The sequence below is a fragment of the Pseudomonas sp. LAMO17WK12:I10 genome (assembly GCF_900215185.1).
Classification (GTDB): Bacteria; Pseudomonadota; Gammaproteobacteria; order Pseudomonadales; family Pseudomonadaceae; genus Aquipseudomonas; species Aquipseudomonas chlororaphis.
The window spans coordinates 448,336-470,443 of record NZ_OBDX01000001.1; the positions used below are offsets into that span (position 1 = coordinate 448,336).

A 22,108-nucleotide genomic window follows, 5' to 3' on the forward strand; every position below is an offset into this window, starting at 1 on the left:
GGTTGCGGCTCGTCCACAATGAGCCGGCGGTGAATGCCGCAGGGCTGGATTCTCGAGGCGGGGAGGCGTAAGCCTCCCCGGTTCGTTTTTGGAAACCACATGAATATTCTGATCGTTGGGCCCAGTTGGGTCGGTGACATGGTGATGGCGCAGACACTCTTCCAGTGCCTGAAACAACGCCATCCTCAGTGCGAGATCGACGTGCTGGCCCCCGAGTGGAGCCGGCCGATCCTGGAGCGCATGCCGCAAGTGCGGCGGGCCTTGAGCTTCCCGCTCGGCCACGGCGTGCTGGAACTGGCGACTCGCCGGCGCATCGGCAAATCCCTGGTCGGCCAGTACGACCAGGCCATCCTGCTGCCCAACTCGTTGAAGTCGGCGCTGGTGCCGTTTTTTGCCGGCATCGCGCAACGCACCGGCTGGCGTGGCGAGTTCCGCTACGGCCTGCTCAACGACGTGCGCACGCTGGACAAAGAACGTTATCCGCTGATGATCGAGCGCTTCATGGCCCTGGCTTACGAGCCGGGCGCCGAACTGCCCAAGCCGTATCCGCGTCCCGACCTGCAGATTGATCCGGCCAGCCGCGAAGCGGCGCTGGCCAAGTTCGGCCTGACCCTGGATCGTCCGGTGCTGGCGCTGTGTCCGGGAGCTGAGTTCGGCGAAGCCAAGCGCTGGCCGTCCGAGCATTACGCCAAAGTCGCCGAGCTGAAGATCCGCGAGGGCTGGCAGGTCTGGCTGTTCGGTTCGAAGAACGATCACGTGGTCGGCGAAGACATTCGCGCCCGACTGATTCCTGGGCTGCGCGAAGAGTCGGTCAACCTCTGCGGCGGCACCTCCCTGGCCGAGGCCATCGACCTGTTGTCCTGCGCCGATTCCGTGGTGTCCAACGACTCCGGGTTGATGCACGTGGCGGCGGCGCTGAATCGCCCGCTGGTGGCGGTGTACGGCTCGACGTCTCCGGGTTTCACCCCGCCCTTGGCCGACCAGGTCGAAGTCGTGCGCCTGGGCATCGAGTGCAGCCCATGCTTCGATCGCACCTGTCGCTTTGGCCATTACAACTGCCTGCGCCAGCTGTTGCCCGACTCGGTGGACCAGGCCTTGCAGCGGTTGCAAGGCACCGCGGTCGAGGTTCGGTAAGTGCGGGTACTGTTGATCAAGACCTCTTCCCTGGGCGACGTGATTCATGCGCTGCCGGCGCTGACCGATGCGGCGCGGGCGATCCCGGGGATCAAGTTCGACTGGGTGGTGGAAGAGGGGTTCGCGGAAATCCCGACCTGGCACCCGGCTGTGGATAAAGTGATCCCGGTGGCGATTCGCCGCTGGCGCAAGAACATCTGGCAGACCATCAAGAGTGGTGAGTGGCGGCGCTTCAAGCAAAGCGTGCGTGCCACCAAGTACGATCTGGTGATCGACGCCCAGGGCTTGCTGAAAAGCGCCTGGCTGACGCGCTACGTCAAGGCGCCGGTGGCCGGCCTGGACAAGCAGTCGGCACGCGAGCCCTTGGCGGCGCGTTTCTACTCGCGACGCCTGGCCGTCGCCCGTGGCCAGCATGCCGTGGAGCGTGTGCGCCAGCTGTTCGCCGTGGCGCTGGGGTATGACTTGCCCCAGGGCCTGGGCGATTACGGCCTGAACGTCGAGAAATTGGTGGAGTTGCCGCGGCCCAAGCCGTTCGTGGTGTTCCTGCACGGCACCACCTGGGACACCAAGCACTGGCCGGAAGCCTACTGGCGCGAGCTGGCCGAACGTATGGGCCAGCTGGGCGTCGAGGTCAGGCTGCCGTGGGGCAACCCGGCGGAGAAGGCCCGGGCCGAGCGTATTGCCAAGGGCCTGAGCAACGCCACGGTGCTGCCGAAGCTGAACCTAGCGGGCGTCGCCAAGGTGCTGGCGCAAGCCCAGGCCTGCGTCGCGGTGGATACCGGGCTTGGCCATCTCGCGGCGGCGCTGGATGTGCCGACCATTTCCCTGTTTGGCCCGACCAACCCGGGCCTGACCGGTGCCTATGGCAAGGCGCAGATCCATATGGCCAGCGACTTCCCTTGCGCGCCGTGCCTGCAGAAAAAATGCACCTATCAACCGACGGCTGAAGATCAGTGGCGGTTCGACCTGAAACGCGAGTGGCCGCTGTGCTTCACGCGTCTGAATCCTGAGCGTGTCGCCAGCCGGCTGAGCAGGTTGTTACTGGCTGAGGAGCTGCGCTGATGCAATTGGCTTTTGTCCTTTATAAATACTTCCCGTTCGGCGGCCTGCAACGGGACTTCATGCGCATCGCCCTGGAGTGCCAGAAACGCGGGCACCAGATTCGCGTCTATACGCTGATCTGGGAAGGCGATGTGCCGCCGGGTTTCGAGGTGCTGGTGGCGCCGGTCAAGGCGTTCTTCAACCATCGTCGTAACGAGAAGCTCAGCGCCTGGATGGAGGCCGACCTGGCCAAGCGTCCGGTGGACCGCCTGATCGGCTTCAACAAGATGCCCGGCCTGGACGTGTACTACGCCGCCGACGGCTGCTTCGAAGACAAGGCGCAGAACCTGCGCCATTCGCTGTACCGCCGTTGGGGTCGCTACCGGCACTTCGCCGAATACGAGCGGGCGGTGTTCGCCCGGGACGCCAAGACCGAAGTGCTGATGATTTCCGAGGTCCAGCAGCCGCTGTTCATCAAGCATTACGACACCCCGGTGGAGCGTTTCCACCTGCTGCCGCCAGGCATCGCCCAGGACCGTCGCGCGCCGGCCAACGCGGCCGAGATCCGCGCCGAATTCCGTCGCGAGTTCGCCCTGAAAGACGATGATTTGCTGCTGGTGCAGATCGGCTCCGGGTTCAAGACCAAGGGCGTGGATCGCAGCCTCAAGGCCGTGGCCGCCTTGCCGCCGGAGCTGAAGAAACGCACCCGGCTATTTGTAATTGGTCAGGACGACCCCAAAGTATTCCAATTGCAGAGCGCGGCATTGGGCCTGGGCGAGCATGTGCAGTTCCTCAAGGGGCGCAGTGATATCCCGCGTTTCCTGTTGGGCGCCGACCTGTTGATCCACCCGGCGTACAACGAAAACACCGGCACCGTGTTGCTGGAAGCGCTGGTGGCCGGCTTGCCGGTGCTGGTCAGCGCGGTCTGCGGTTATGCCCATTACATCGCCGAGGCCGACAGCGGCCTGGTACTGGATGAGCCACTGGAGCAGGGACAGCTCAATCAATACCTGAACACCATGTTGACCGACGACGCTGCACGCGCGACCTGGAGCCGTAACGGCCTGGCGTTCGCCGAGACGGCCGACCTCTATAGCATGCCGCAGCACGCTGCGGATGTGATTCTGGCGGAGCAACACTGATGAAGTTGATTCTTGCCGAACCGTTCAAGACCCTTTGGGCCGGACGCGATGCGTTCGCCGAAGTCGAGCGTCTGGACGGCCAGGTCTACCGTGAACTGGAAGCCCGCCGTACCTTGCGTACCGAGGTGGCTGGCGAAGGGTTCTTCGTAAAGATTCACCGCGGTATCGGTTGGGGCGAGATCTTCAAGAACCTGCTCACCGCCAAGCTGCCGGTGCTCGGCGCGGGCCAGGAATGGCAGGCCATCCAGCGCCTGCAGGAAGCCGGCGTGCCGACCATGACCGCCGTCGCCTATGGCGAGCGCGGCAGCAACCCGGCCAACCAGCATTCGTTCATCGTCACCGAGGAGCTGGCGCCGACCATCAGCCTCGAAGACTTCAGCATCGACTGGGTCAAGCAGCCGCCGCAGCCCAGGCTCAAGCGCGCGCTGATCGCCGAAGTGGCGCGCATGACCGGCATGATGCACCGCGCCGGGGTCAACCATCGCGACTGCTACATCTGCCACTTCCTGCTGCACACCGACAAGCCGGTGACACCCGATGATTTCAAGCTCTCGGTGATCGACCTGCACCGCGCCCAGACCCGTCCGGCCATCACCCGGCGCTGGCGCGACAAGGACCTGGCGGCGCTGTATTTCTCGGCACTGGATATCGGCCTGACCCGGCGCGACAAGCTGCGCTTCCTCAAGGGCTATTTCCAGCAGCCGTTGCGCCAGATCCTGAGCGACGAAGCGCCTCTGCTGGCCTGGCTGGAGGGCAAGGCCAGCAAGCTCTACGCACGCAAGCAGCGATACGGAGATGCGCTCTGATGGCGGGTTGGAACCTTGAACCTGGGTATCGGGAGCTGGCGCAGGACTTCGGCAGTCTGGATGCGGTATTTGCCCTCGAGGGCGAACACCTGACCCGCGACCCGCTGTCGGAGGTCATCCGGGTCGAACGCAACGGCATCAACTATTACGTCAAGCGCTACACCGGTGCCGGCAAGAACCTGCGGCGCTATCTGGGCAAGCCGCGGGTCAAGTCCGAGTGGCAGAACCTCAAGCGTTTCGCCAAATGGGGCATTCCCACTGCCGAGGTGGTGGCCTGGGGCCTGGAGCGCCGTGGCCTGGCGTACGACCGTGGGGCGATGATCACCCGCGAGCTGCCACGCACCGAAGACCTGTCGGTCCTGGCCGAGCGCAACGACCCGCTGCTGGCCGATCGGGCCTGGGTGGACCGGGTCAGCCAGCAGCTGGCGCGCTACACGCGGATCATGCATGAGCATCGCTTTACCCATAACGACTTGAAGTGGCGCAACCTGCTGATCGACGATGAGGTCCGGCTGTATCTGATCGATTGTCCCAATGGCGATTTCTGGCGCGGTTTCTGGCTCAAGTACCGGATCACCAAGGACCTGGCGTGCCTGGACAAGGTGGCCAAGTATCATTTATCCGCCACCCAGCGCCTGCGCTTCTATTTGCAGTACCGCCAGCGCACCCGGCTGAATGCCGCGGACAAGTGCCGTATCCGGCACGTGCTGAGATTTTTCGAGGGACGCGAATGACCGATTTCCTGGCGGCTCAGGACCGTGCGTTGCTGGAGCGCCACGGCCTCGACAGCTTCGACGCGTTGTGGGCCAAGCAACTTGAAGCGGTGGACGAACCCAACACCGATGGCGGGGGCTGGAGCAGCGTGTATCGCCTCGACCTGGAAGGCCACGGCTACTACCTCAAGCGCCAGAGCAACTACCTGACGCGGACCCTGCACCGGCCGTTCGGCGAGCCGAGTTTCGCCCGCGAGTTTCGCAATATCAGCCGCTACCAGCAGTTGGGCATTCCAGCGCTGCAGGCGGCCTTCTTTGGCGAGCGCAAGGTGGCTGGCGAAACCAGGGCGATCCTGCTGACCCGGGCGCTGGATGGCTGGAACGACCTGGACTCGCTGCTGCAGCAGTGGGCGCAGCTCAGCCCGGACCAGCACGCGGCGATCCTGCGGGCCTGTGGCCTGCTGGCGCGTCAGTTGCACGCGGTGCGCCAGGTGCACGGCTGCTTTTATCCCAAGCATATTTTCCTGCGGGCCACCGGCGACGGTTACCAGGCGCAATTGATCGACCTGGAAAAGACCCGTCCGCTGTTGTTCGGCCAGCGTGACCGGGTCAAGGACCTGGAGCCGCTGTTGCGTCGTGCCCCGGTCTGGAGTGAGGGCGATGTGCGCGCCTTGCTCGCGACCTATCTGGATCAGCCGCGGGACAGCTCGCTGGTCGATGCCTGGCTGAATCGCCTGAGTGCGCGCCGCAGCCACAAGGAGACTCGTTGATGCGTCTGTCCGAACTTGAACGGGCCGGCCGCGCGCCAAGCCTGCCGTTGAGCCTGGAACTGGCCGACGCTGCCGGACCGGCCACGCTGCAGTTGCTCAGCCTGCTGCGGGTGCTAACGGGGCAGCGTTACGTCGGCGCCGGTGTATGGCGCGGGCGTCCGGTGCTGGCCAAGTTACTGGTGGGGGCCAAGGCGGCGCGGCATTTCCAGCGCGAACTGCAAGGCGTGCGCTTGCTTGAAGAGCAGGGCATGACCACGCCGTTGCTGCTGGCAGACGGCCTGAAGGAAGGCGAGGGCGGCTGGCTGCTGTTCGAGTTCCTGGAAGGCTCCGAGAGCCTGGGCGATGCCTGGAAACAGGTGGAATCGTTGCCGGCGTTGGCCGATGAGCAGCAGGCGGTACTCGCCGAGGCCCTGGCCGCCATTGCCGAACTGCATGGCAAGGGCCTGTGGCAGGAAGACCTGCATCTGGACAACCTGCTGCGTCATCAGGGCAAGCTGTACCTGATCGACGGCGCCGGGATCTGCGTGGAGCAGGCGGGCAAACCGCTGTCCCGGCAGAAAGTCCTGGAAAACCTCGGGGTGTTTTTCGCCCAGTTGCCCAAGAGCCTGGAGCCCTTCACCGAAGAGCTGCTGGTGCATTACCTGCTGAACAATGCCGAGCATGCCTTGCCGCTGGAAGCCTTGCAGAAGCAGGTGGACAAGGTGCGCAGCTGGCGCTTGAAGGATTTCCTCAACAAGGTCGGTCGCGAGTGCACCCTGTTCAGCGTGCTGCGCGGGCCCTTCGCCTTGCGGGCAATTCGGCGCGAGGAAGAAGCGGCGATGCAGCCGGTGCTGGAACAGGCCGACGCGCTGCTGGACCGGGGGCACCTGTACAAGACCGGTGGCGCCGCCAGCGTCGGCCGGGTCGAAGTGGCGGGCCGCACCCTGGTGGTCAAGCGCTACAACATCAAGGGTTTTGCCCATTGGCTCAAGCGCTTCTGGCGTCCCAGCCGGGCTTGGCATTCATGGCAGGAGGGCAATCGCCTGGCGTTCCTCGGCATTGCCACGCCCAAGCCGCTGGCTTTGCTGGAGAAGCGTTTTCTCTGGCTGCGCAGCCGGGCCTATCTGGTGACCGAATACCTGGCGGGGCCGGACATCATCGAACGCTTCGCGCCCTATATCGACAGCGGCGCGGCTCCGGAAGCGGAGTTGCAGGCGCTGGACCGGCTGTTTGCCGAGTTGATCCGCGAACGCATCAGCCATGGCGACTTCAAGGGGCACAACCTGTTCTGGCAAGAGGACCGCTGGGCGCTGATCGACCTGGACTCGATGTGCCAGCACCACAGCCTCGGCAGCTTCGCCCCGGCCTACGCCCGCGACCGTGCGCGCTTCATGCGTAACTGGCCAGAAAGCAGCGCGCTGTATCAGGTCATCGACCAGCGCCTGCCTAAAACCGCCGAATCGTCCATGGGCTGACCTGCGACTTGTAGCCGCTGCCACAGGCTGCGATCGACTCCGCAGGAGGCGCTGCTTTTGAGGTCCTCGGAAGGCCCTGCGGGCCTTATCGCAGCCTGCGGCAGCGGCTACAGGGAGTGAGGCGCTTCAGCCTTGGCGCTTGTCGCTAGAGGCTTGCCCCTTCTTTTACGTTATAATCCCGCCCTTTCGTTGTTTCTCGCCCCTTGCGAGCACACATCATTTTCAAGGCGCATCGCGCCCGCATGCAGACTAAACGAGGCTAGACCCCTGTGGCATTGACGATTCTTGGCCTGTCCGGCGCCCTTAGCCATGATCCTTCCGCAGCGCTGTACATCGACGGCAAGCTGGTGGCGGCGGCTGAAGAAGAGCGCTTCGTACGCGATAAACATGCAAAGAACCGCATGCCCTACGAATCGGCGAAGTTCTGTCTGGAACAGGCCGGCATCAAGCCTTCCGACGTTGACGTGGTGGCGATTCCGTTCGCCCCGATCAGCCTGTTCGGCAAGGCTCGCTGGCACTACGCCAAGCGTTACTGGTACGCCCCGGACCGCGCCCTCGACGCGATCCTGATGGGCAACCGTCGCTACAAGCGTTATCGCAACAAGATCGTCTGGTGCCTCGAGCAACTGGGCTTCGATCCGAAGAAGATCAAGATCGAGCCGGTCGAGCACCACCTGGCCCACGCTTCCAGCGCCTACCACTGCTCCGGCTTCAAGGAGAAAACCGCGATCCTCGGGATCGACGGCAAGGGCGAGTACGCCACGACTTTCTTCGGCTATGGCGAAAACGGCAAGATCCACAAGATCAAGGAATTCTACGACCCGGACTCCCTGGGCGGCCTGTATGGCGCGATCACCGAGTTCCTCGGCTTCGAAATGCTCGACGGCGAGTTCAAGGTCATGGGCATGGCGCCGTACGGCGATGCCAGCAAGTACGACTTCTCCCGCCTGGCCAGCTTTGAAAACGGCGAACTGGTGATCAACACCGATTACGCCAACGTCATCGGTCTGCGCCGTTATAAAGAGAAGGGCAAGGGTTTCTACTTCTCGCCGAAACTGATCGAGTGGCTGGGTCCGAAGCGCGAAGGCGACATCGCCGACGAGCCGTACATCCACTACGCGGCCAGCATGCAGGCGCTGTTCGAGAAGCTGGCGCTGCAGATGATCGACCATTACCTGGGCGACATCCTCAAGGAAACCGGCAAGCTGGCCTTCGCCGGCGGCTGTGCGCTGAACGTCAAGCTGAACCAGAAGATCATCGCCCGTCCGGAAGTCAAAGAGTTGTTCGTGCAGCCGGCGTCCGGCGATGCCGGTACCGCGGTCGGTGCCGCGGCCTATGTTTCCCACGCTCGCGGCGTGCCGGTGGAGAAGATGGAACACGTCTATCTCGGCCCGTCCTACAGCAACGAAGACGTGATCGCCGCCTGTGCCCGCCACCCGAACAAGCCGGCCTGGCGCCAGATCGACAACACCCCCGAGCGTATCGCCAAGATCATGGTCGACGGCAACCCGGTGGCCTGGTTCCAGGGCCGCATGGAGTTCGGTCCGCGCGCCCTGGGCGGTCGTTCGATCATCGGTTGCCCGAGCGCTACCGGCGTGGCCGACCGCATCAACGAGCAGATCAAGTTCCGCGAGCGCTGGAGGCCTTTCTGCCCGTCGATGCTCGACACCGTCGGTCCGCAGATGATCAAGGTTGATCACCCGGCGCCATTCATGACCTTCACCTTCGAAGTGGCGGAGGAGTGGAAGACCCGTGTGCCGGAAGTAGTCCATGAAGACGGCACTTCCCGGGCCCAGGTGCTCAAGCGCGAATACAACCCGCGCTACTACGACATGATGAAGGCCCTGGAAGTCCTGACCGGCAACGGCGTGTCGCTGAACACCTCGCTCAACCGCCGTGGCGAGCCGATGATCTGCTCGCCGACCGACGCCCTGAACATGTTCTTCGGCTCCGATCTGCAGTACCTGATCATGGAAGACATCCTGGTAGTCAAAGACGGCGTGGATCCTTATGACACGCTCGGCTGAGCGCCACGTCCTGCAGTTCTGCCACGGCTATGACGGGCCGTTTCTGGACTGTGCCCGGCAATACGCCAGCCTGTTCGCGGGCAGCGGCTATCGCGTGACCACGGTGTTCCTCACCGGGGTTGCCGATGCCGAGGTGGCCGATGCCTGTGCCAGCGACGAAGTGCTGTTCATGGAATACAGCTCCAAGGCCATTCGTGGCCTGAAGCTGGGGGCGATACGCGACCTGCGCAAGATCGCCGCGTCGCGCAACTTCAGCTTCTGCATCGCCCACCGTTTCAAGCCGATCTACATCGCGTTGCTGGGCACCGCGTTGCCGGTGATCGGCGTGCATCACGCGTTTGGCGATTACCAGCGCGGCAGTCGCCGCCTGTTCGCCAACCTGTTCCGCAAGCGCCTGAGCTTGCTCGGCGTGTCCGACGCGGTGCGCGATGACATGCGCAGTTGCCTGCCACAATGGCCGGCGGCGCGGATCCAGACGCTGTACAACCGGATCGACGTCGAAGCCTTGCAGGCTACCCAGTTGTCCAAGGCCGAAGCGCGCCAGGAGCTGGGGCTGTCGTCTTCGGCCTGGATCGTCGGCAATGTTGGGCGTCTGCACCCGGACAAGGACCAGGCCACCCTGCTGCGCGGGTTTGCCACGGCATTGCCGGGGCTGCCTCGGGAAAGCCAGCTGGCGATTCTCGGCAGCGGGCGCCTGGAGCAGAGCCTCAAGGACCTTTCCCGCGAGCTGGGCATTGCCGACCGCGTGCTGTTCCTCGGCCAGGTCCCGGAAGCCCGGCGTTATTTCCGTGCTTTCGATGCCTTTGCCCTGAGTTCAGACCACGAGCCATTCGGCATGGTGCTGCTGGAGGCCATGGCCGCTGGCGTGCCTTTGCTGGCGACGGCCTGTGGCGGTGCCAAGGAAGTGGTCGAAGGCGTCGGCATCCTGTTCCCGCTGGGCGATGCCGAGCATATGGCCCAAGGCCTGCAACACCTGGCCGGGATGGATGAGAACCAGCGCTTGCTGTGCGCCGAGCTGATGTTCGAGCGCCTGCGCGAGCGCTTCTCCGACCGTGCTGTACGCGACGCCTTCTGGCGTCTGCCGCAAGTTACCGATCTGACCGCGAGGCCCTGATGCTCAATCGATTCCAAGGCTGGCGCGAGCGTGGCTGGTCGGTCGTCGACGCCTCGACTTATGCCGCCGCCTGGCAGCGTTTTGGCGGCAGCGTCGCCACCCATCCGCTGGTGGTGGAGCGCCTGGCGAACCTGGCGGGCATCCCGGTCCGCTACCTGGCCTGGGAACAGGCCGGCGAACTGCGAGCGGCGATCCCGACCTGGGGGCGCGACCTGGCGCTGTCCAAGGACGTGCTCAAGCGCCGTGGCAAGAAAGGCCTGTTCGACCTGGGCAACGCCGAGCTGATCCTGCCGGCGGCGCCTGAGACCCAGGCCCCGCTGCGTCATCGCGGTCGTTATCTGTCGGCCTTGAACCAGGGCCGGTTCAGCACCCTCAAGCCCCAGGCCGAGCAATTGGCCATGGCTCGCACGCCTGAAGAGCTGTCGAAGAAGTTTCGCTACAACCAGCGCCGCGAACTGCGCCTGCTGGAAGAGGCGGGCGGCGTGGTGCGCCCGGTCAGCGAGTTCTCCAGCCAGGAGCTGGCGGCCATCTACTGCGATCTGTTCCAGCGGCGCTGGGGGTTCCCGGCCACCGGTGCCGAGCGCATGGCCGACGTCATCGAGTTGCTGCGCGAGTTGCTGATCGGTTCGGTGATTTTCCTCAACGATGCGCCAATCGCCATTCAGCTGGTGTATCGAGTTGAAGCGCCGGAGTGGATCAGCGTCGAATACATCAACGGTGGCGTCGATCCTGAAACCCGCGAGTTCAGCCCTGGCAGCGTGTTGAGTTTCCTCAACACGCAAAGTGCCTGGGAACAGGCGCGGGCCATCGACAAGCCGCTGCGTTTCTCCTTCGGTCGCGCCGATCGCGAGTACAAGGATCGTTGGTGCAATCCGGTTCCGGTGTTCACGGTATGAATCAGCCGCCGAGTCGCAAGCAACAGTTGCTCAAACGCCATCGCCGGCAGAAGCGCCTGGGCCTGCTGATCGGCCTGCTGGTACTGGTGGCTATCGGTGTGCTGGTGGCCTGGTGGCTGCCGCTGCTGCTCGCGGTGCTGGCCTGGGTGGCCCATGAGGCCTGGTTCGCCGATCATCTGTTTTATTCGCCCCGGGACGATTATCAGTACAGCTTTCCGTTCGGCACCGAGCAGCCCAAGGTCCACCTGGACAAGCAGCGCTTGGTGCTGGACCAGGCGATCGACCTGGCGGGGGACGAAACCCTGATCCTCGCGGTAAAGGTCAGCAGCAGTTGGCTGGGGCGCTTTTTCGATCCTTGCGTTTCCTTGGCGGGGCAGGATCGGCAGACGTTCGAGCGTGGCGTGAACGGCCTGCGTTATCTCAATCTCAGTGGGCTGGCACGACCTCTGGCCAGCGGCGAGCTGCAATTGCGCGGACGTTTCTGTCGGGTGCATGACGAACCGCTGTTGTCGGTGTTCCGCGAGCCGGACTATCGCCACCAGCGGGTGATGGTCATCGCCCCCCACGCCGACGATGCCGAACTGGCTGCCTTCGGCCTGTACAGCCAGGCTGACGAAGCCTGGATCGTCACGTTGACCGCGGGCGAGATCGAAGCCGAGCATTACCGGCAGATGGGCATGAACGCTGCGGATGCGGCGCGGGTCAAGGGGCGTCTGCGGGCCTGGGACAGCATTGCGGTGCCGCGTTGGGCCGGGGTCGCCGAGGAACGTTGTGTGCAGCTGGGGTATTTCTGCCTGCAACTGCCGGCCATGCAGGCGGCGCCGAACCGGCCTGTGGCGTCCCGCGAGGCCGAACTGTCGGATATCCGCCTGTTCCGCCAGTTCAACCCGTTCCCGCTGCCGGCGGATGCCGATGGCGCGCCGACCTGGAACAATCTCTTGGCCGACCTGCGGGCGCTGCTGCTCAAGGCCCGCCCCGAGGTGATCGTGCTGCCGCATCCGACCCTCGATCCGCACCCGGACCACATCTGCGCCCAGCAGGCGGTACTGGAAGCGTTGCAGGGGCTGGAGTGGCAGCCGACCACCTTGCTCGGTTATGCCAACCATTTGCATGACAACGACCGCTGGCCGATGGGCGATTCAGGGGCGGGCATTGCCCTGCCGCCGGTGTTCGACCCGGCCCAGGTGCTCAGGCCCTGCAGCTTGCAGCTATCGATCGAGCAGCAACGGGACAAGGCGATGGCCCTGGGCATGATGCACGACCTGCAGCCGCGAGCGCCGTTCAAGCGCCGTCTGCGTCGGGCCTTGCAGCGTGTATTGGCCGGTCGCGCCGGTTCGCTTTATGGCGAGAACGAGTTTTTCCGCAAGGCGGTACGCCGGCATGAGCTGTTCTGGCGTTTGTAAATTGATATTGCATGACACCCTTTTGCCTGTCGGCCAGGGTAGTTTCGCTCTTTTGTCGGGTTGCTCACGGCTGCAAGGAAGATGATGAAGGTTCTATTTCTGGTGCAGAAAGAACAGCGGGCCATTCTGGACCGCCTGTACGAAGGCGTTGCCGCCCATTGCGAATGCGACCTGCGGTGGTTGAGCAGCGACGAGCAGCGCAACCTGCGTGGCTATTTCCGCCGTGAGGTGGATGTATCGCGCTACGACCGTATCGTGTTCTTCCTGCGTTTCAAGCAGGAAATCCGCCAGGCGAGCTTCATCCGCAGCATTCCCAACCTGGTGATCCTCGAGCACGACGCCTACCAGAACTACATCCCCTGCAAGTACACCGGCAAGTTCAGCGCGCACTACCGCCGCCTGCCGTGGGCACGGGTGATCAGTTCGGGGTTCATGGTCAGCGAGCGCCTGCGCGAGGAAGGTTTCGACGCGGTATTCGTGCCCAAAGGCTACGACCAGACCCTGCTGCAGGATCAGGGGCGCGAGCGGGATATCGAACTGGCATTCGTCGGCAGCACCAACAGCGTGGCCTACAGCGGGCGCAAGGCGCTGCTCGATGAGCTCGGCCAGGTCGAACCCTTGGTGGTGACGCGGACCAAATCGGGCGAAGAGTATTGCGACACGCTCAACCGTATCCGCTTTTTCGTCAGTGCCGACGTCGGCATGGGCGAATACATGATCAAGAATTTCGAGGCCATGGCCTGCGGCTGTGTGTTGCTGGCATTCGACCAGGGTGAGGCGGAAAACCGCGCGCTGGGTTTGCAGGACCTGCACAACGTGGTCTTTTATCGGAGCATCCCGCAATTGCAGGAAAAGCTCGCCATGTTGCGCGCCGACCCGGCCCTGGCGCAGAGCATCGCGCGCAACGGACGCGATCTGGCGGTCTCTCGGTTCAGCTTCGCCCGTATCGGTCAGCGTATCGTCGAGGAACTCCAGCCCGCATTGCGGCCTCGTGCACCCTTGAGCTTTATCGAGCGCGTACGCTCGAAACTGGGTGTTTGACAGCGGTCACCGAGCCCTTAATAGTGATCGCACTTTGTCGTAGGTGAGAATCAAGTGCAGTTTAGTCAAGAGAGTGACGTCACGTTGGTGGTCACCAGTTGCGGTCGCCTGGACCTGCTCAAGCTCACGCTGGAGAGTTTCGATCGCTTCAACAGTGCGCCGATCCGCGAAGTCTTCATCACCGAAGATGCTGGCGACGAACGGGTGCGCACAGCTGTGCCCGCCCATTGGAAAGATCACTGTACCTTCTTCGTCAACCGGCCGAAGCTCGGGCAGTTGGCGTCGATCGACCTGGCCTACGAGCAGGTCAAGACCCCCTACATCTTCCATTGCGAAGACGACTGGGAGTTCTACCGCCCGGGTTTTGTCGAGGATTCGAAAGTGATTCTCGAGCAACGCCAGGACATTCTGCAGGTCTGGTTGCGCAGTTATGCCCACGACCTGCGAGTCCATAGCCCTTACATCCACTTGGGGGCTCGCGAGTTGATCGGCGGTGTGCCCTGTTATCCGCTGATCTCCGACAAACCCGAGTGGCAGAGCTTTTCCCTGAACCCGGGCCTGCGCCGGATGGCGCAATATCGGCTGTGCGCGCCTTTCGCCGGGCACGGCGGCGAGAAAGCGCTGTCCAAGCGCTATGCTGAGCTGAACCTGACGGCTGTCAGCCTGGAAGGCGATGCGGTGTTGCATACAGGTTTCGGTCTGCATGTGGAGACTGCCGCCGAGCGGCAGCGTAAGGCTCGGCGCAGTCGTCGCGAGCAAATCAAGCTTGTTTTAGTCCTATTGCTTGGAGTCGGTATTGGCTGGTTTATCAATTAGTTGTACCGGTTTCACTTTCCCGAATACCGCGAAAGGGCTGTGTGCCCAATGAGCATTCTCAACGTCATGTGGGCAGGCGGCAGTGCATTTGCCTCCGTCCACAAGGTTCATCAGCAGATCCTCTCTCAGTCCGAGCCAGGCACTGTGGTCAAGACCTGGTTGTTGCAAGGGTCGTCCACCGGATGTGTTGCCGACGTGGGCGAGTGTCGGGAGTGGAATCTGTCGTCGTCGCGACTGAAGGGCAAGCATTTCTGGCGCTTGCTCAAACCCTGGTTGCGGGCCAGTTTTCGCAAGGCGTTGCGGGAAAGCGATGCCCAGGTGCTGTTGCTCGATGGCCTGGGAGTGGCGCGTACCTTGTTGCCGGTCCTCAAGTCATTGCCGCACATGCGTGCGGTGGTGGTGATCCACGGCACCACGCGCTTGCACCGCAAGGATCAACAGCTGTTCCGCCAGTTCCCCGCCTCGCAGCTGACTCTCGCGGCTGTTTCGCAGACCCTGGCTTCATCCCTCGAAGACGATTTGCAGATGCCGGTGACGGCCTTGCGCAGCGCGTTCAATCCGCATGACTTCAACGCAAGGCTGCTACCGCGTGCCGAGGCCCGGGCAACCCTCGGCCTGCCCGCGGACGATGCTCCGGTATTCGGCGCGGTCGGGCGTCTGGTGGACGATAAGGGTTTTGCTTGCCTGCTGGAGGCCTTCGCCAAAGCCCTGGCGAGCCGGCCGGAGATGCGTCTGGTGATTATCGGCGAGGGTTCGAATCGCGCAGCGCTCGAGGCCCGTATCAACCGGCTGGGCCTGCAAGACAAGGTTTCGCTGCCTGGGCATCTGAAGCATGCGGCGATGCTTTACAAGGCATTCGACTGGGTGGCCATCCCGTCGCTGGACGAGGGCCTGGGGTTGATCCTGCAGGAAGCGGTGATGTCCGGTGTACCGGTGCTGACCAGCGATTTGCCCGTCTTTCGTGAGCAGTTGGCTGAAACCGGGCGTTATGCGCCGGTGAATGACATCGACGCCTGGCAAGACGCCATTCTTCAGGCCCTCGGCCTGCCCACCCGGGGCATCGCGGCGGATCAGTACGCTGCTCTGGCCCCCGATCTGGCCTGGCAGCGCTTCAGCCAGGCGGCCACTACCCTGCTGTCATGCCGAAAGTAGCGCCTGTTCCAATGCTTGCAGCGGAAAGCTCCCATTCAGCTTCTCCCGGGCAATATAGCGGGCGAAGTGTTGCAGGTTGCGTTTGATCAAATGGCGCGGCAATGGCCCGCGGAAGAAGCGCATGTCGGCCACGTCGATCAGGCCGAAGCGGTTATCCGGGGTGATGACGATGTTGCCCAGGTGCAGCGAGCGAAAGTAGATCCCCGAGGTGTGCAGGCTACGAATCAACTCGACCAGGGCCGGCAAGGTCTGCTGCCAGTCGAAGCCTTCCTTGCTGGCGACCTGGCGCAGGGTTTCGCCTGGCAGCGGTTGGTAAAGCACCGCGGTCATGCCGGGTTGTTCCAGGCGGTAGAAGTCCAGAACCTGTAGCGTGGGAACGCCGAGTTGTTCCAGACGTGCGGCGTTGTCGATGAAACGCTTCGAATAGGGCCGAAACAGGGCGGATGAAAAAAGACGCTTGCGCCGGAACAGTTTCAGAATATTCCCATCCTGCAACAGGTAGACTTTCGGGCCGTAACTGTCGGCCTCCAGAATCCTGGCGCCTTCAATCATCTGATTCAAAGTGGCTTGGGGAAGCCGGGAGCATTGCATCGTAGGAAGCCTTGTCGAAGTGGCGGGCACAGTGGCGGGCAATGATGCCGAAAAGTTGTTGTTTTAACCATGCCGGTTTGGCTGGTGAACCATTTAGGAGCGAATAGATGCAGGCCACACGTTGGGCGCAAGTATGGATGACAATCGGGTTGCTATGGTTTTTGCTGGCCATCGCACTGGCGCCCACCAACAAGCTCTACCAACAGGGGCTGGTGGCCTTCCTGTGGTTGCCGGCAATGATTCTGGCCTGGTCCGCGCGTGAGCGCCTGATCGAGTGGTGGCGTGCCCAGCGCTGGCTTGGCCTGGCATTGCTGGGGCTGGCGATATGGGGGCTGATCAGCCTGACATGGACGCAAGCGGCGGACCCGTCACGCGAGGCCAAGCGCTTGCTGTACATCGCGGTGTTCCTGCTGTTCTTCCCGATTTTCGCCAATGCCCGCCCGGAGCGGGTGATTACTGTCATGCAGTGGGGCGGCATAGGGCTCGCGGTGACGGCTTTACTGTCCATTATCCAGTTCTACTGGATTCATGGAAATGTCTGGTGGGGACGCCTGGAAGGGCTGGGTGAGTTGGGCCATCCGATCCTGGGCGGTTATGTCATTGGCCTCACTGCTATCTGGTTGCTGCATTGGATGCCGCGCACTCGTTCTCTTCAAACGGTATGGCTGGTAGCGTTGGCGCTGCTCGGCGCGTTCGTCGTGTTATGCCAGAGCCGCGGTGCTGCCCTGGCTCTGTTCCTGACCGTGTTGGCGATGCCGATCTGGTGCCGCGACCGACTCAGCCGTATGTTCGCGGCCGCGGCATTGTTGCTGGCGATGCTGGCGTTCTGGTTTCTCGAACCTTTGGTCATGGCACGTGGCGTTTCCTTCCGCCCGCAGATTCTGATGGCCAGTCTGCAGATGATCGCCGAACATCCATGGACAGGCCTCGGCCTGGGCTCGAGTTATGACGTGCTGGTCGACGGTTTGACATTCGACCATGCCCACAACCTGTTCACCCACATTGCCATTGAACTGGGTATCCCCGGGCTATTGCTCTGGGTCGTGGCCTGGTTTGCCGTCCTGCGCGAAGCCTGGCGCGCCCGTGAAACGCTTTATGGCCGGGGCGTCATCGGGATCTGGCTGTTCTCTTTCCTGGCCATGCAGTTCGATGCTGCGAGCCTGACCGGAACCCCTCGCGCCGAATGGTTCATCAGTTGGCTGCCAATCGGTCTGGCCACTGTTTTGGTCTGGGCACGGGGCGGTCACACAGGCTGTGATAAAATCCCGCGTTCCTCCTAAACAGTGAGCTCGACGATGAGTGATGCACCGCTCAAAGCGGAACAGGATTCCAGCCTGAAAATCTATTTTCGGCTGTTGGGGTATGTAAAACCCTACATAGGCATTTTCCTGCTGAGTATCGTGGGCTTCGTGATATTTGCATCCACCCAGCCGATGCTGGCGGGCATTCTCAAATATTTCGTCGACGGCTTGAGCAATCCCGAAGCGGTGCTCTTCCCCAACGTTCCCTATCTGCGCGACTTGCAGCTATTGATGGCGGTACCGCTGCTGATCATCCTGATCGCGGCGTGGCAGGGGCTCGGCTCTTTCCTCGGCAACTACTACCTGGCGAAGGTTTCCCTGGGGCTGGTGCATGACCTGCGGGTCGAGCTGTTCAACAAGCTGCTGGTCCTGCCGAACCGCTATTTCGATACCCATAACTCCGGGCATCTGATTTCCCGCATCACCTTCAACGTCACCATGGTCACCGGTGCCGCCACCGACGCCATCAAGGTGGTGATTCGCGAAGGCCTGACGGTAGTGTTCCTGTTCGTCTACCTGTTGTGGATGAACTGGAAGCTGACCCTGGTGATGCTGGCGATCCTGCCGTTGATTGCGATCATGGTTGGCAGCACCAGCAAGAAATTCCGCAAGCAGAGCAAGAAGATCCAGGTGGCGATGGGCGATGTGACCCATGTGGCCTCCGAGACCATTCAAGGCTATCGCGTGGTTCGCAGCTTCGGTGGCGAAAGCTACGAGCAGCAGCGTTTCGTCGACGCCAGCCAGAGCAACACCGACAAACAGCTGCGCATGACCAAGACCGGCGCGGTCTACACGCCGATGCTGCAGTTGGTGATCTACTCCGCCATGGCCGTGCTGATGTTCCTGGTTCTGTTCCTGCGTGGCGATGCCACCGCGGGCGACCTGGTGGCCTACATCACCGCGGCGGGCCTGCTGCCCAAGCCGATTCGCCAGCTCTCGGAAGTCAGTTCGACCATCCAGAAAGGCGTGGCGGGCGCGGAAAGCATCTTCGAACAGCTGGACGTCGAGCCTGAAGTCGATCGGGGGCAGATCGAGCGTGAGCGCATCGAGGGTCGCCTGGACGTGCGCAACCTGAGCTTCACCTATCCGGGCACCGACCGGGAAGTGCTGAAGGACATCAGCTTCTGCGCGGCTCCCGGGCAGATGATCGCGCTGGTCGGCCGTTCCGGCAGCGGCAAGTCGACCCTGGCCAGCCTGATTCCGCGCTTCTATCACCACGAAACGGGGCAGATTCTCCTCGATGACGTGGAGATCGAGGATTACCGCCTGCGCAACCTGCGCCGGCATGTGGCCCAGGTGACCCAGCATGTGACCCTGTTCAACGACAGCGTGGCCGCCAACATTGCCTATGGCGACCTGGCCGGGGCGCCGCGGGAAGACATCGAGAAGGCGGCGACGGATGCCTATGCCATGGACTTCATTTCGCAGTTGCCCGAAGGCCTGGACACCCAGGTCGGCGAGAACGGCGTGCTGCTCTCCGGCGGTCAGCGCCAGCGTCTGGCGATTGCCCGGGCCCTGTTGAAGAATGCGCCGTTGCTGATTCTCGACGAAGCCACCTCGGCCCTGGATACCGAGTCCGAGCGGCATATCCAGGCGGCCCTGGACAAGGTGATGAAGGGGCGTACCACCCTGGTGATCGCACACCGCCTGTCGACCATCGAGAAGGCCGACCTGATTCTGGTCATGGATCAGGGGCGGATCGTCGAGCGCGGTACTCATGTCGACCTGCTGGCGCAGAACGGCTACTACTCGCGGCTGCATGCCATGGGCCTGGACGAGCCTGCTTCCGAAGGCATTGCCTGAGCCAACGCCAGGGTGGGCACTGCCCACCCTGGAACGGCCCCGGCGTGCAATGCGCCGGCGGTCTTTGTATCCCGCCCCTTACCGTCTTGACCAAGCCTAAGTAATTTAGCATCTCGTGCTTGTTATGGTTCCAGCCTCAATCGTCGACTGAATCGAGGTCTCTATCAGGCGGCGAGCGAAGGGCGTATCCGGGACTTCACCGGGCTCGACAGCCCCTATGAAGCGCCATTGGATCCTGGCTGCGAGATCGATACCGAAACGGTTGGATTGGCCTGCGCGACAGACCGGCTCATGGCGCTTTTGCTCAATAAATGAACAGTTTGGGTCGATCGCGAATACTCGTGCAGCGGTAGAACTAGGCAGCGTTCACCCTGTGTTAATATCGCGCCCCTGTTCATTTTGTATGTGGGTTGCTCCATGAAGTTGTCCATGCCGCGATTCGATCAAGCCCCTGTCTTGGTGGTCGGCGATGTCATGCTCGACCGTTACTGGCATGGTGGTACCTCACGGATTTCCCCTGAGGCGCCGGTACCGGTAGTCAAGGTCGAGCAAATCGAGGACCGCCCGGGCGGTGCCGCGAACGTTGCCTTGAACATTGCCGCGCTCGGCGCACCGGCCTCGCTGGTTGGCGTCACCGGCGACGACGAGGCTGCCGACAGTCTCTCCAACAGTCTTGAGGGGGCGGGCGTACGCGCCTTGTTCCAACGCATTGCCCACCAGCCGACCATCGTCAAGCTGCGGGTCATGAGTCGGCACCAGCAACTGCTGCGTATCGATTTCGAAGAACCTTTCGCCACTGACGCCCTGGCGTTGGGCGCTGAAGTCGACCGGTTGCTGGACGGCATCAAGGTGTTGGTGTTGTCCGATTACGGCAAGGGAGCCCTGAGGAATCATCAGGCGCTGATCCAGGCCGCGCGTGCCCGTGGCATCCCGGTGCTGGCGGACCCGAAAGGCAAGGACTTTTCGATTTACCGCGGCGCCAGCCTGATCACCCCGAACCTCAGCGAGTTCGAAACCATAGTCGGCGGTTGCGTCGACGAGCATGACCTGGTCAGCAAAGGCGCGAAGCTGATGCACGACCTGGAGCTGGGTGCCTTGCTGGTGACCCGTGGCGAGCACGGCATGACCCTGCTGCGTCCCGATCACCCGGCGCTGCACTTGCCGGCCCGGGCCCGTGAAGTGTTCGACGTCACCGGTGCCGGCGATACGGTGATTTCCACCCTGGCGGCGGCAATCGCGGCGGGTGAAGAGCTGCCGCACGCGGTGGCCCTGGCCAACCTGGCCGCCGGCATCGTGGTCGGCAAGCTGGGTACCGCGGCCATCAGCGCACCGGAGTTGCGTCGCGCGATCCAGCGTGAAGAAGGTTCCGAGCGCGGTGTGCTGAGCCTCGACCAGCTGCTGCTGGCGATCGACGATGCGCGTGCGCACAAAGAGAAGATCGTCTTCACCAACGGCTGTTTCGACATCCTCCACGCCGGCCATGTGACCTACCTCGAGCAGGCGCGGGCGCAAGGCGATCGCCTGATCGTGGCGATCAACGACGATGCCTCGGTCAGCCGCCTGAAAGGGCCGGGCCGTCCGATCAACAGTGTCGACCGGCGCATGGCGGTACTGGCCGGCCTGGGCGCGGTGGATTGGGTCATCAGTTTCCCCGAGGGTACGCCGGAAAACCTGCTGGCCCAGGTCAAGCCGGACGTGTTGGTCAAAGGCGGGGATTACTCGGTCGACCAGGTGGTCGGCGCCGATATCGTCAAGGCTTATGGCGGTACGGTGAAGGTGCTGGGCCTGGTGGAGAACAGTTCCACCACGGCCATAGTCGAGAAGATCCGCAAGACCGAGTAAGGCTTGCCGCCAACCCGCCCGCTCCCGCGAAAGCTGGAGTGGGCGGTGAGGCGCTCAACGTTGCCGGCTGGTCTTGGTCGGTACCATCTTGCGCAATATCTGCCGCGCCTTGCCGGTAAGATGCTGGAGTTTGGAGTCCTTCTCCGGCGCGTTCAATCCCTGCTGCTTCAGCCAGTCCTTCCAGCGAATCCGCTCGTCACGCACCAGCCAGCCTTGCTGCCGGGCGAAGCTTTCGGCCAGATACAGGCCGCGGGTGCTCGCCGGGTGCAACTGATCCTTCTTCAACGTATAGAGCTCGGCGCAGGGCTGACCGTCCTTGAGTGGCATCAGGTACAGGTCCGGGCGCTTGCGATCCAGGCGCGCCACCAGTTGGTCGCCTTCCAGGCGTTCGTCGACATGGAACAGGCTCAGGGACTTGGCCTCTTTCGGCACGTCCAGGCGCAGGTCATAGATCAGCTGCAGTGAAGCGGTGGGCAGGTGCACATAGGCCCGCGGCCGCTCCAGCAACTGCAGGTTGGCGCAGCGTACCGGGCGTGCCGCGCCTGATAGCGGCGTCAGGCGAAAGGGCAGGGCCTCGCGATAATGCAGGGCGGTCGAGTAGGGGGCGGGCAGCCAGGTGTCGTTGAAGCGCCCGCCGAGCCAGCCTTCCGGGGTTTCCAGCAGGCATTCTTCGGCGATTTCCTGGATGGCGGTATGCAGCGGCAGGTTCAGCTCATGGGCCGGGACGTAGCCGGAAATCAGCTTGAGCACCACGTCGCCGCGATCCTGCCGGCGCTGGCGCACCAGCACCCAATAGTCGCGGTTCTGCCAATGCAGGGTCAGGCGTACCGAGACGCCGAGGTTGGCCAGCTCCAGGGCGAAGCGCTCGGCGTCGGCCACCGCGACCGGGCGTCGGCGCTGCAGGGTCTGGGCAAAGTTCAGCGGCATGCCGACGCTCTGGTAGCTGAGGCCCTCGGGCGTCGCTTCGACGAACAGCGGCAGGGTCTTGAAGTTGCTGGGGTTCTTTCTTATGAGCGTACGCGGCATGTCGGCTCCTTCTTGCGTCGGGGTCGGCCGCGTGGG

19 protein-coding genes and 1 pseudogene are annotated in these 22,108 nt (G+C 63.0%); 18 read left to right on the forward strand and 2 right to left on the reverse strand.

Annotated elements, in window-relative coordinates:
* Nucleotides 1–99: 99 nt before the first annotated feature.
* The 14 genes from waaF (at nucleotide 100) to CRO75_RS01955 (ending at nucleotide 15,509) form a co-directional block, all read left to right on the forward strand.
* The gene (gene waaF / locus CRO75_RS01890) at nucleotides 100–1,134 is read left to right on the forward strand and encodes a lipopolysaccharide heptosyltransferase II (protein WP_007926799.1); all 1,035 of its coding nucleotides are present in this window, start codon (nucleotides 100–102) and stop codon (nucleotides 1,132–1,134) included.
* Nucleotides 1,135–2,196 carry a lipopolysaccharide heptosyltransferase I gene (gene waaC, locus CRO75_RS01895; RefSeq protein WP_097134279.1) on the forward strand — a complete coding sequence of 354 codons (1,062 nt, stop codon included), beginning with the start codon at nucleotides 1,135–1,137 and terminating at the stop codon, nucleotides 2,194–2,196.
* Nucleotides 2,196–3,317 carry a glycosyltransferase family 4 protein gene (locus CRO75_RS01900; protein ID WP_009041865.1) on the forward strand — a complete coding sequence of 374 codons (1,122 nt, stop codon included), beginning with the start codon at nucleotides 2,196–2,198 and terminating at the stop codon, nucleotides 3,315–3,317. The genes waaC and CRO75_RS01900 overlap by 1 nt, the downstream gene beginning before the upstream one ends.
* Nucleotides 3,317–4,123 carry a lipopolysaccharide core heptose(I) kinase RfaP gene (gene rfaP / locus CRO75_RS01905; RefSeq protein WP_009041866.1) on the forward strand — a complete coding sequence of 269 codons (807 nt, stop codon included), beginning with the start codon at nucleotides 3,317–3,319 and terminating at the stop codon, nucleotides 4,121–4,123. The genes CRO75_RS01900 and rfaP overlap by 1 nt, the downstream gene beginning before the upstream one ends.
* On the forward strand, nucleotides 4,123–4,857 hold the full coding sequence (locus tag CRO75_RS01910) for a lipopolysaccharide kinase InaA family protein (protein WP_007926795.1): 735 nt from the start codon (nucleotides 4,123–4,125) through the stop codon (nucleotides 4,855–4,857). Before rfaP ends, CRO75_RS01910 begins: the two co-directional genes overlap by 1 nt.
* Nucleotides 4,854–5,606, forward strand: coding sequence for a lipopolysaccharide kinase InaA family protein (locus CRO75_RS01915; RefSeq protein WP_085533584.1), 753 nt, complete (start codon nucleotides 4,854–4,856; stop codon nucleotides 5,604–5,606). Before CRO75_RS01910 ends, CRO75_RS01915 begins: the two co-directional genes overlap by 4 nt.
* Nucleotides 5,606–7,060 (forward strand): lipopolysaccharide kinase InaA family protein, encoded by a 1,455-nt coding sequence (locus CRO75_RS01920; RefSeq protein WP_097134280.1) that lies wholly within the window; start codon nucleotides 5,606–5,608, stop codon nucleotides 7,058–7,060. The genes CRO75_RS01915 and CRO75_RS01920 overlap by 1 nt, the downstream gene beginning before the upstream one ends.
* A gap of 269 nt (nucleotides 7,061–7,329) precedes the next feature.
* Nucleotides 7,330–9,087, forward strand: coding sequence for a carbamoyltransferase (locus CRO75_RS01925; protein ID WP_009041869.1), 1,758 nt, complete (start codon nucleotides 7,330–7,332; stop codon nucleotides 9,085–9,087).
* Complete coding sequence (locus CRO75_RS01930) at nucleotides 9,071–10,201, forward strand: glycosyltransferase (protein WP_097134281.1); 1,131 nt, start codon at nucleotides 9,071–9,073, stop codon at nucleotides 10,199–10,201. Before CRO75_RS01925 ends, CRO75_RS01930 begins: the two co-directional genes overlap by 17 nt.
* Entirely contained in the window at nucleotides 10,201–11,097 is an 897-nt protein-coding gene (locus tag CRO75_RS01935; protein ID WP_097134282.1) for an antimicrobial resistance protein Mig-14, read from the forward strand. The genes CRO75_RS01930 and CRO75_RS01935 overlap by 1 nt, the downstream gene beginning before the upstream one ends.
* Nucleotides 11,094–12,500 (forward strand): PIG-L family deacetylase, encoded by a 1,407-nt coding sequence (locus CRO75_RS01940; protein ID WP_097134283.1) that lies wholly within the window; start codon nucleotides 11,094–11,096, stop codon nucleotides 12,498–12,500. The genes CRO75_RS01935 and CRO75_RS01940 overlap by 4 nt, the downstream gene beginning before the upstream one ends.
* Before the next feature lie 84 nt (nucleotides 12,501–12,584).
* Complete coding sequence (locus CRO75_RS01945) at nucleotides 12,585–13,541, forward strand: glycosyltransferase (protein ID WP_097134284.1); 957 nt, start codon at nucleotides 12,585–12,587, stop codon at nucleotides 13,539–13,541.
* Nucleotides 13,542–13,595: 54 nt separating this feature from the next.
* Nucleotides 13,596–14,357 carry a hypothetical protein gene (locus tag CRO75_RS01950; protein WP_097134285.1) on the forward strand — a complete coding sequence of 254 codons (762 nt, stop codon included), beginning with the start codon at nucleotides 13,596–13,598 and terminating at the stop codon, nucleotides 14,355–14,357.
* Between the two features lie 48 nt (nucleotides 14,358–14,405).
* Nucleotides 14,406–15,509, forward strand: coding sequence for a glycosyltransferase (locus tag CRO75_RS01955; RefSeq protein ID WP_097134286.1), 1,104 nt, complete (start codon nucleotides 14,406–14,408; stop codon nucleotides 15,507–15,509).
* Here CRO75_RS01955 and CRO75_RS01960 read toward each other — a convergent pair.
* Nucleotides 15,495–16,100: a toluene tolerance protein gene (locus CRO75_RS01960; protein ID WP_085533594.1), complete on the reverse strand. Its 606-nt coding sequence runs from the start codon at nucleotides 16,098–16,100 to the stop codon at nucleotides 15,495–15,497. The genes CRO75_RS01955 and CRO75_RS01960 overlap by 15 nt on opposite strands.
* 107 nt (nucleotides 16,101–16,207) lie before the next feature.
* Here CRO75_RS01960 and CRO75_RS01965 point away from each other — a divergent pair, with 107 nt between their 5' ends.
* The 4 genes and pseudogenes from CRO75_RS01965 to hldE all read left to right on the forward strand — a co-directional run bounded on the left by CRO75_RS01965 (nucleotide 16,208) and on the right by hldE (nucleotide 21,046).
* On the forward strand, nucleotides 16,208–17,380 hold the full coding sequence (locus CRO75_RS01965) for an O-antigen ligase family protein (protein WP_097134287.1): 1,173 nt from the start codon (nucleotides 16,208–16,210) through the stop codon (nucleotides 17,378–17,380).
* A 15-nt stretch (nucleotides 17,381–17,395) separates the two neighbouring features.
* Nucleotides 17,396–19,204: a lipid A export permease/ATP-binding protein MsbA gene (gene msbA / locus CRO75_RS01970; RefSeq protein ID WP_007922170.1), complete on the forward strand. Its 1,809-nt coding sequence runs from the start codon at nucleotides 17,396–17,398 to the stop codon at nucleotides 19,202–19,204.
* 141 nt (nucleotides 19,205–19,345) lie between these two features.
* Nucleotides 19,346–19,519 (forward strand): annotated as a pseudogene (locus CRO75_RS01975) (adenylyl-sulfate kinase); the annotation flags it as partial.
* Between the two features lie 102 nt (nucleotides 19,520–19,621).
* Nucleotides 19,622–21,046, forward strand: a complete 1,425-nt coding sequence (hldE, locus tag CRO75_RS01980; RefSeq protein ID WP_097134288.1) for a bifunctional D-glycero-beta-D-manno-heptose-7-phosphate kinase/D-glycero-beta-D-manno-heptose 1-phosphate adenylyltransferase HldE — start codon at nucleotides 19,622–19,624, stop codon at nucleotides 21,044–21,046.
* 54 nt (nucleotides 21,047–21,100) lie between these two features.
* On the opposite strand, the gene CRO75_RS01985 is transcribed toward hldE, so the two are convergent.
* On the reverse strand, nucleotides 21,101–22,072 hold the full coding sequence (locus tag CRO75_RS01985; RefSeq protein ID WP_097134289.1) for a metal ABC transporter ATPase: 972 nt from the start codon (nucleotides 22,070–22,072) through the stop codon (nucleotides 21,101–21,103).
* Between the last annotated feature and the right edge of the window lie 36 nt (nucleotides 22,073–22,108).

What these genes read in the sequence shown, in the direction of transcription:
- waaF (WP_007926799.1), top strand. Translation starts at nt 100, where the DNA reads ATGAATATTCTGATCGTTGGGCCCAGTTGGGTCGGTGACATGGTGATG.
- CRO75_RS01900 (WP_009041865.1), top strand. Translation starts at nt 2,196, where the DNA reads ATGCAATTGGCTTTTGTCCTTTATAAATACTTCCCGTTCGGCGGCCTG.
- rfaP (WP_009041866.1), top strand. Translation starts at nt 3,317, where the DNA reads ATGAAGTTGATTCTTGCCGAACCGTTCAAGACCCTTTGGGCCGGACGC.
- CRO75_RS01910 (WP_007926795.1), top strand. Translation starts at nt 4,123, where the DNA reads ATGGCGGGTTGGAACCTTGAACCTGGGTATCGGGAGCTGGCGCAGGAC.
- CRO75_RS01915 (WP_085533584.1), top strand. Translation starts at nt 4,854, where the DNA reads ATGACCGATTTCCTGGCGGCTCAGGACCGTGCGTTGCTGGAGCGCCAC.
- CRO75_RS01920 (WP_097134280.1), top strand. Translation starts at nt 5,606, where the DNA reads ATGCGTCTGTCCGAACTTGAACGGGCCGGCCGCGCGCCAAGCCTGCCG.
- CRO75_RS01930 (WP_097134281.1), top strand. Translation starts at nt 9,071, where the DNA reads ATGACACGCTCGGCTGAGCGCCACGTCCTGCAGTTCTGCCACGGCTAT.
- CRO75_RS01935 (WP_097134282.1), top strand. Translation starts at nt 10,201, where the DNA reads ATGCTCAATCGATTCCAAGGCTGGCGCGAGCGTGGCTGGTCGGTCGTC.
- CRO75_RS01940 (WP_097134283.1), top strand. Translation starts at nt 11,094, where the DNA reads ATGAATCAGCCGCCGAGTCGCAAGCAACAGTTGCTCAAACGCCATCGC.
- CRO75_RS01945 (WP_097134284.1), top strand. Translation starts at nt 12,585, where the DNA reads ATGAAGGTTCTATTTCTGGTGCAGAAAGAACAGCGGGCCATTCTGGAC.
- CRO75_RS01955 (WP_097134286.1), top strand. Translation starts at nt 14,406, where the DNA reads ATGAGCATTCTCAACGTCATGTGGGCAGGCGGCAGTGCATTTGCCTCC.
- CRO75_RS01960 (WP_085533594.1), bottom strand. Translation starts at nt 16,100, where the DNA reads ATGCAATGCTCCCGGCTTCCCCAAGCCACTTTGAATCAGATGATTGAA.
- CRO75_RS01965 (WP_097134287.1), top strand. Translation starts at nt 16,208, where the DNA reads ATGCAGGCCACACGTTGGGCGCAAGTATGGATGACAATCGGGTTGCTA.
- msbA (WP_007922170.1), top strand. Translation starts at nt 17,396, where the DNA reads ATGAGTGATGCACCGCTCAAAGCGGAACAGGATTCCAGCCTGAAAATC.
- hldE (WP_097134288.1), top strand. Translation starts at nt 19,622, where the DNA reads ATGAAGTTGTCCATGCCGCGATTCGATCAAGCCCCTGTCTTGGTGGTC.
- CRO75_RS01985 (WP_097134289.1), bottom strand. Translation starts at nt 22,072, where the DNA reads ATGCCGCGTACGCTCATAAGAAAGAACCCCAGCAACTTCAAGACCCTG.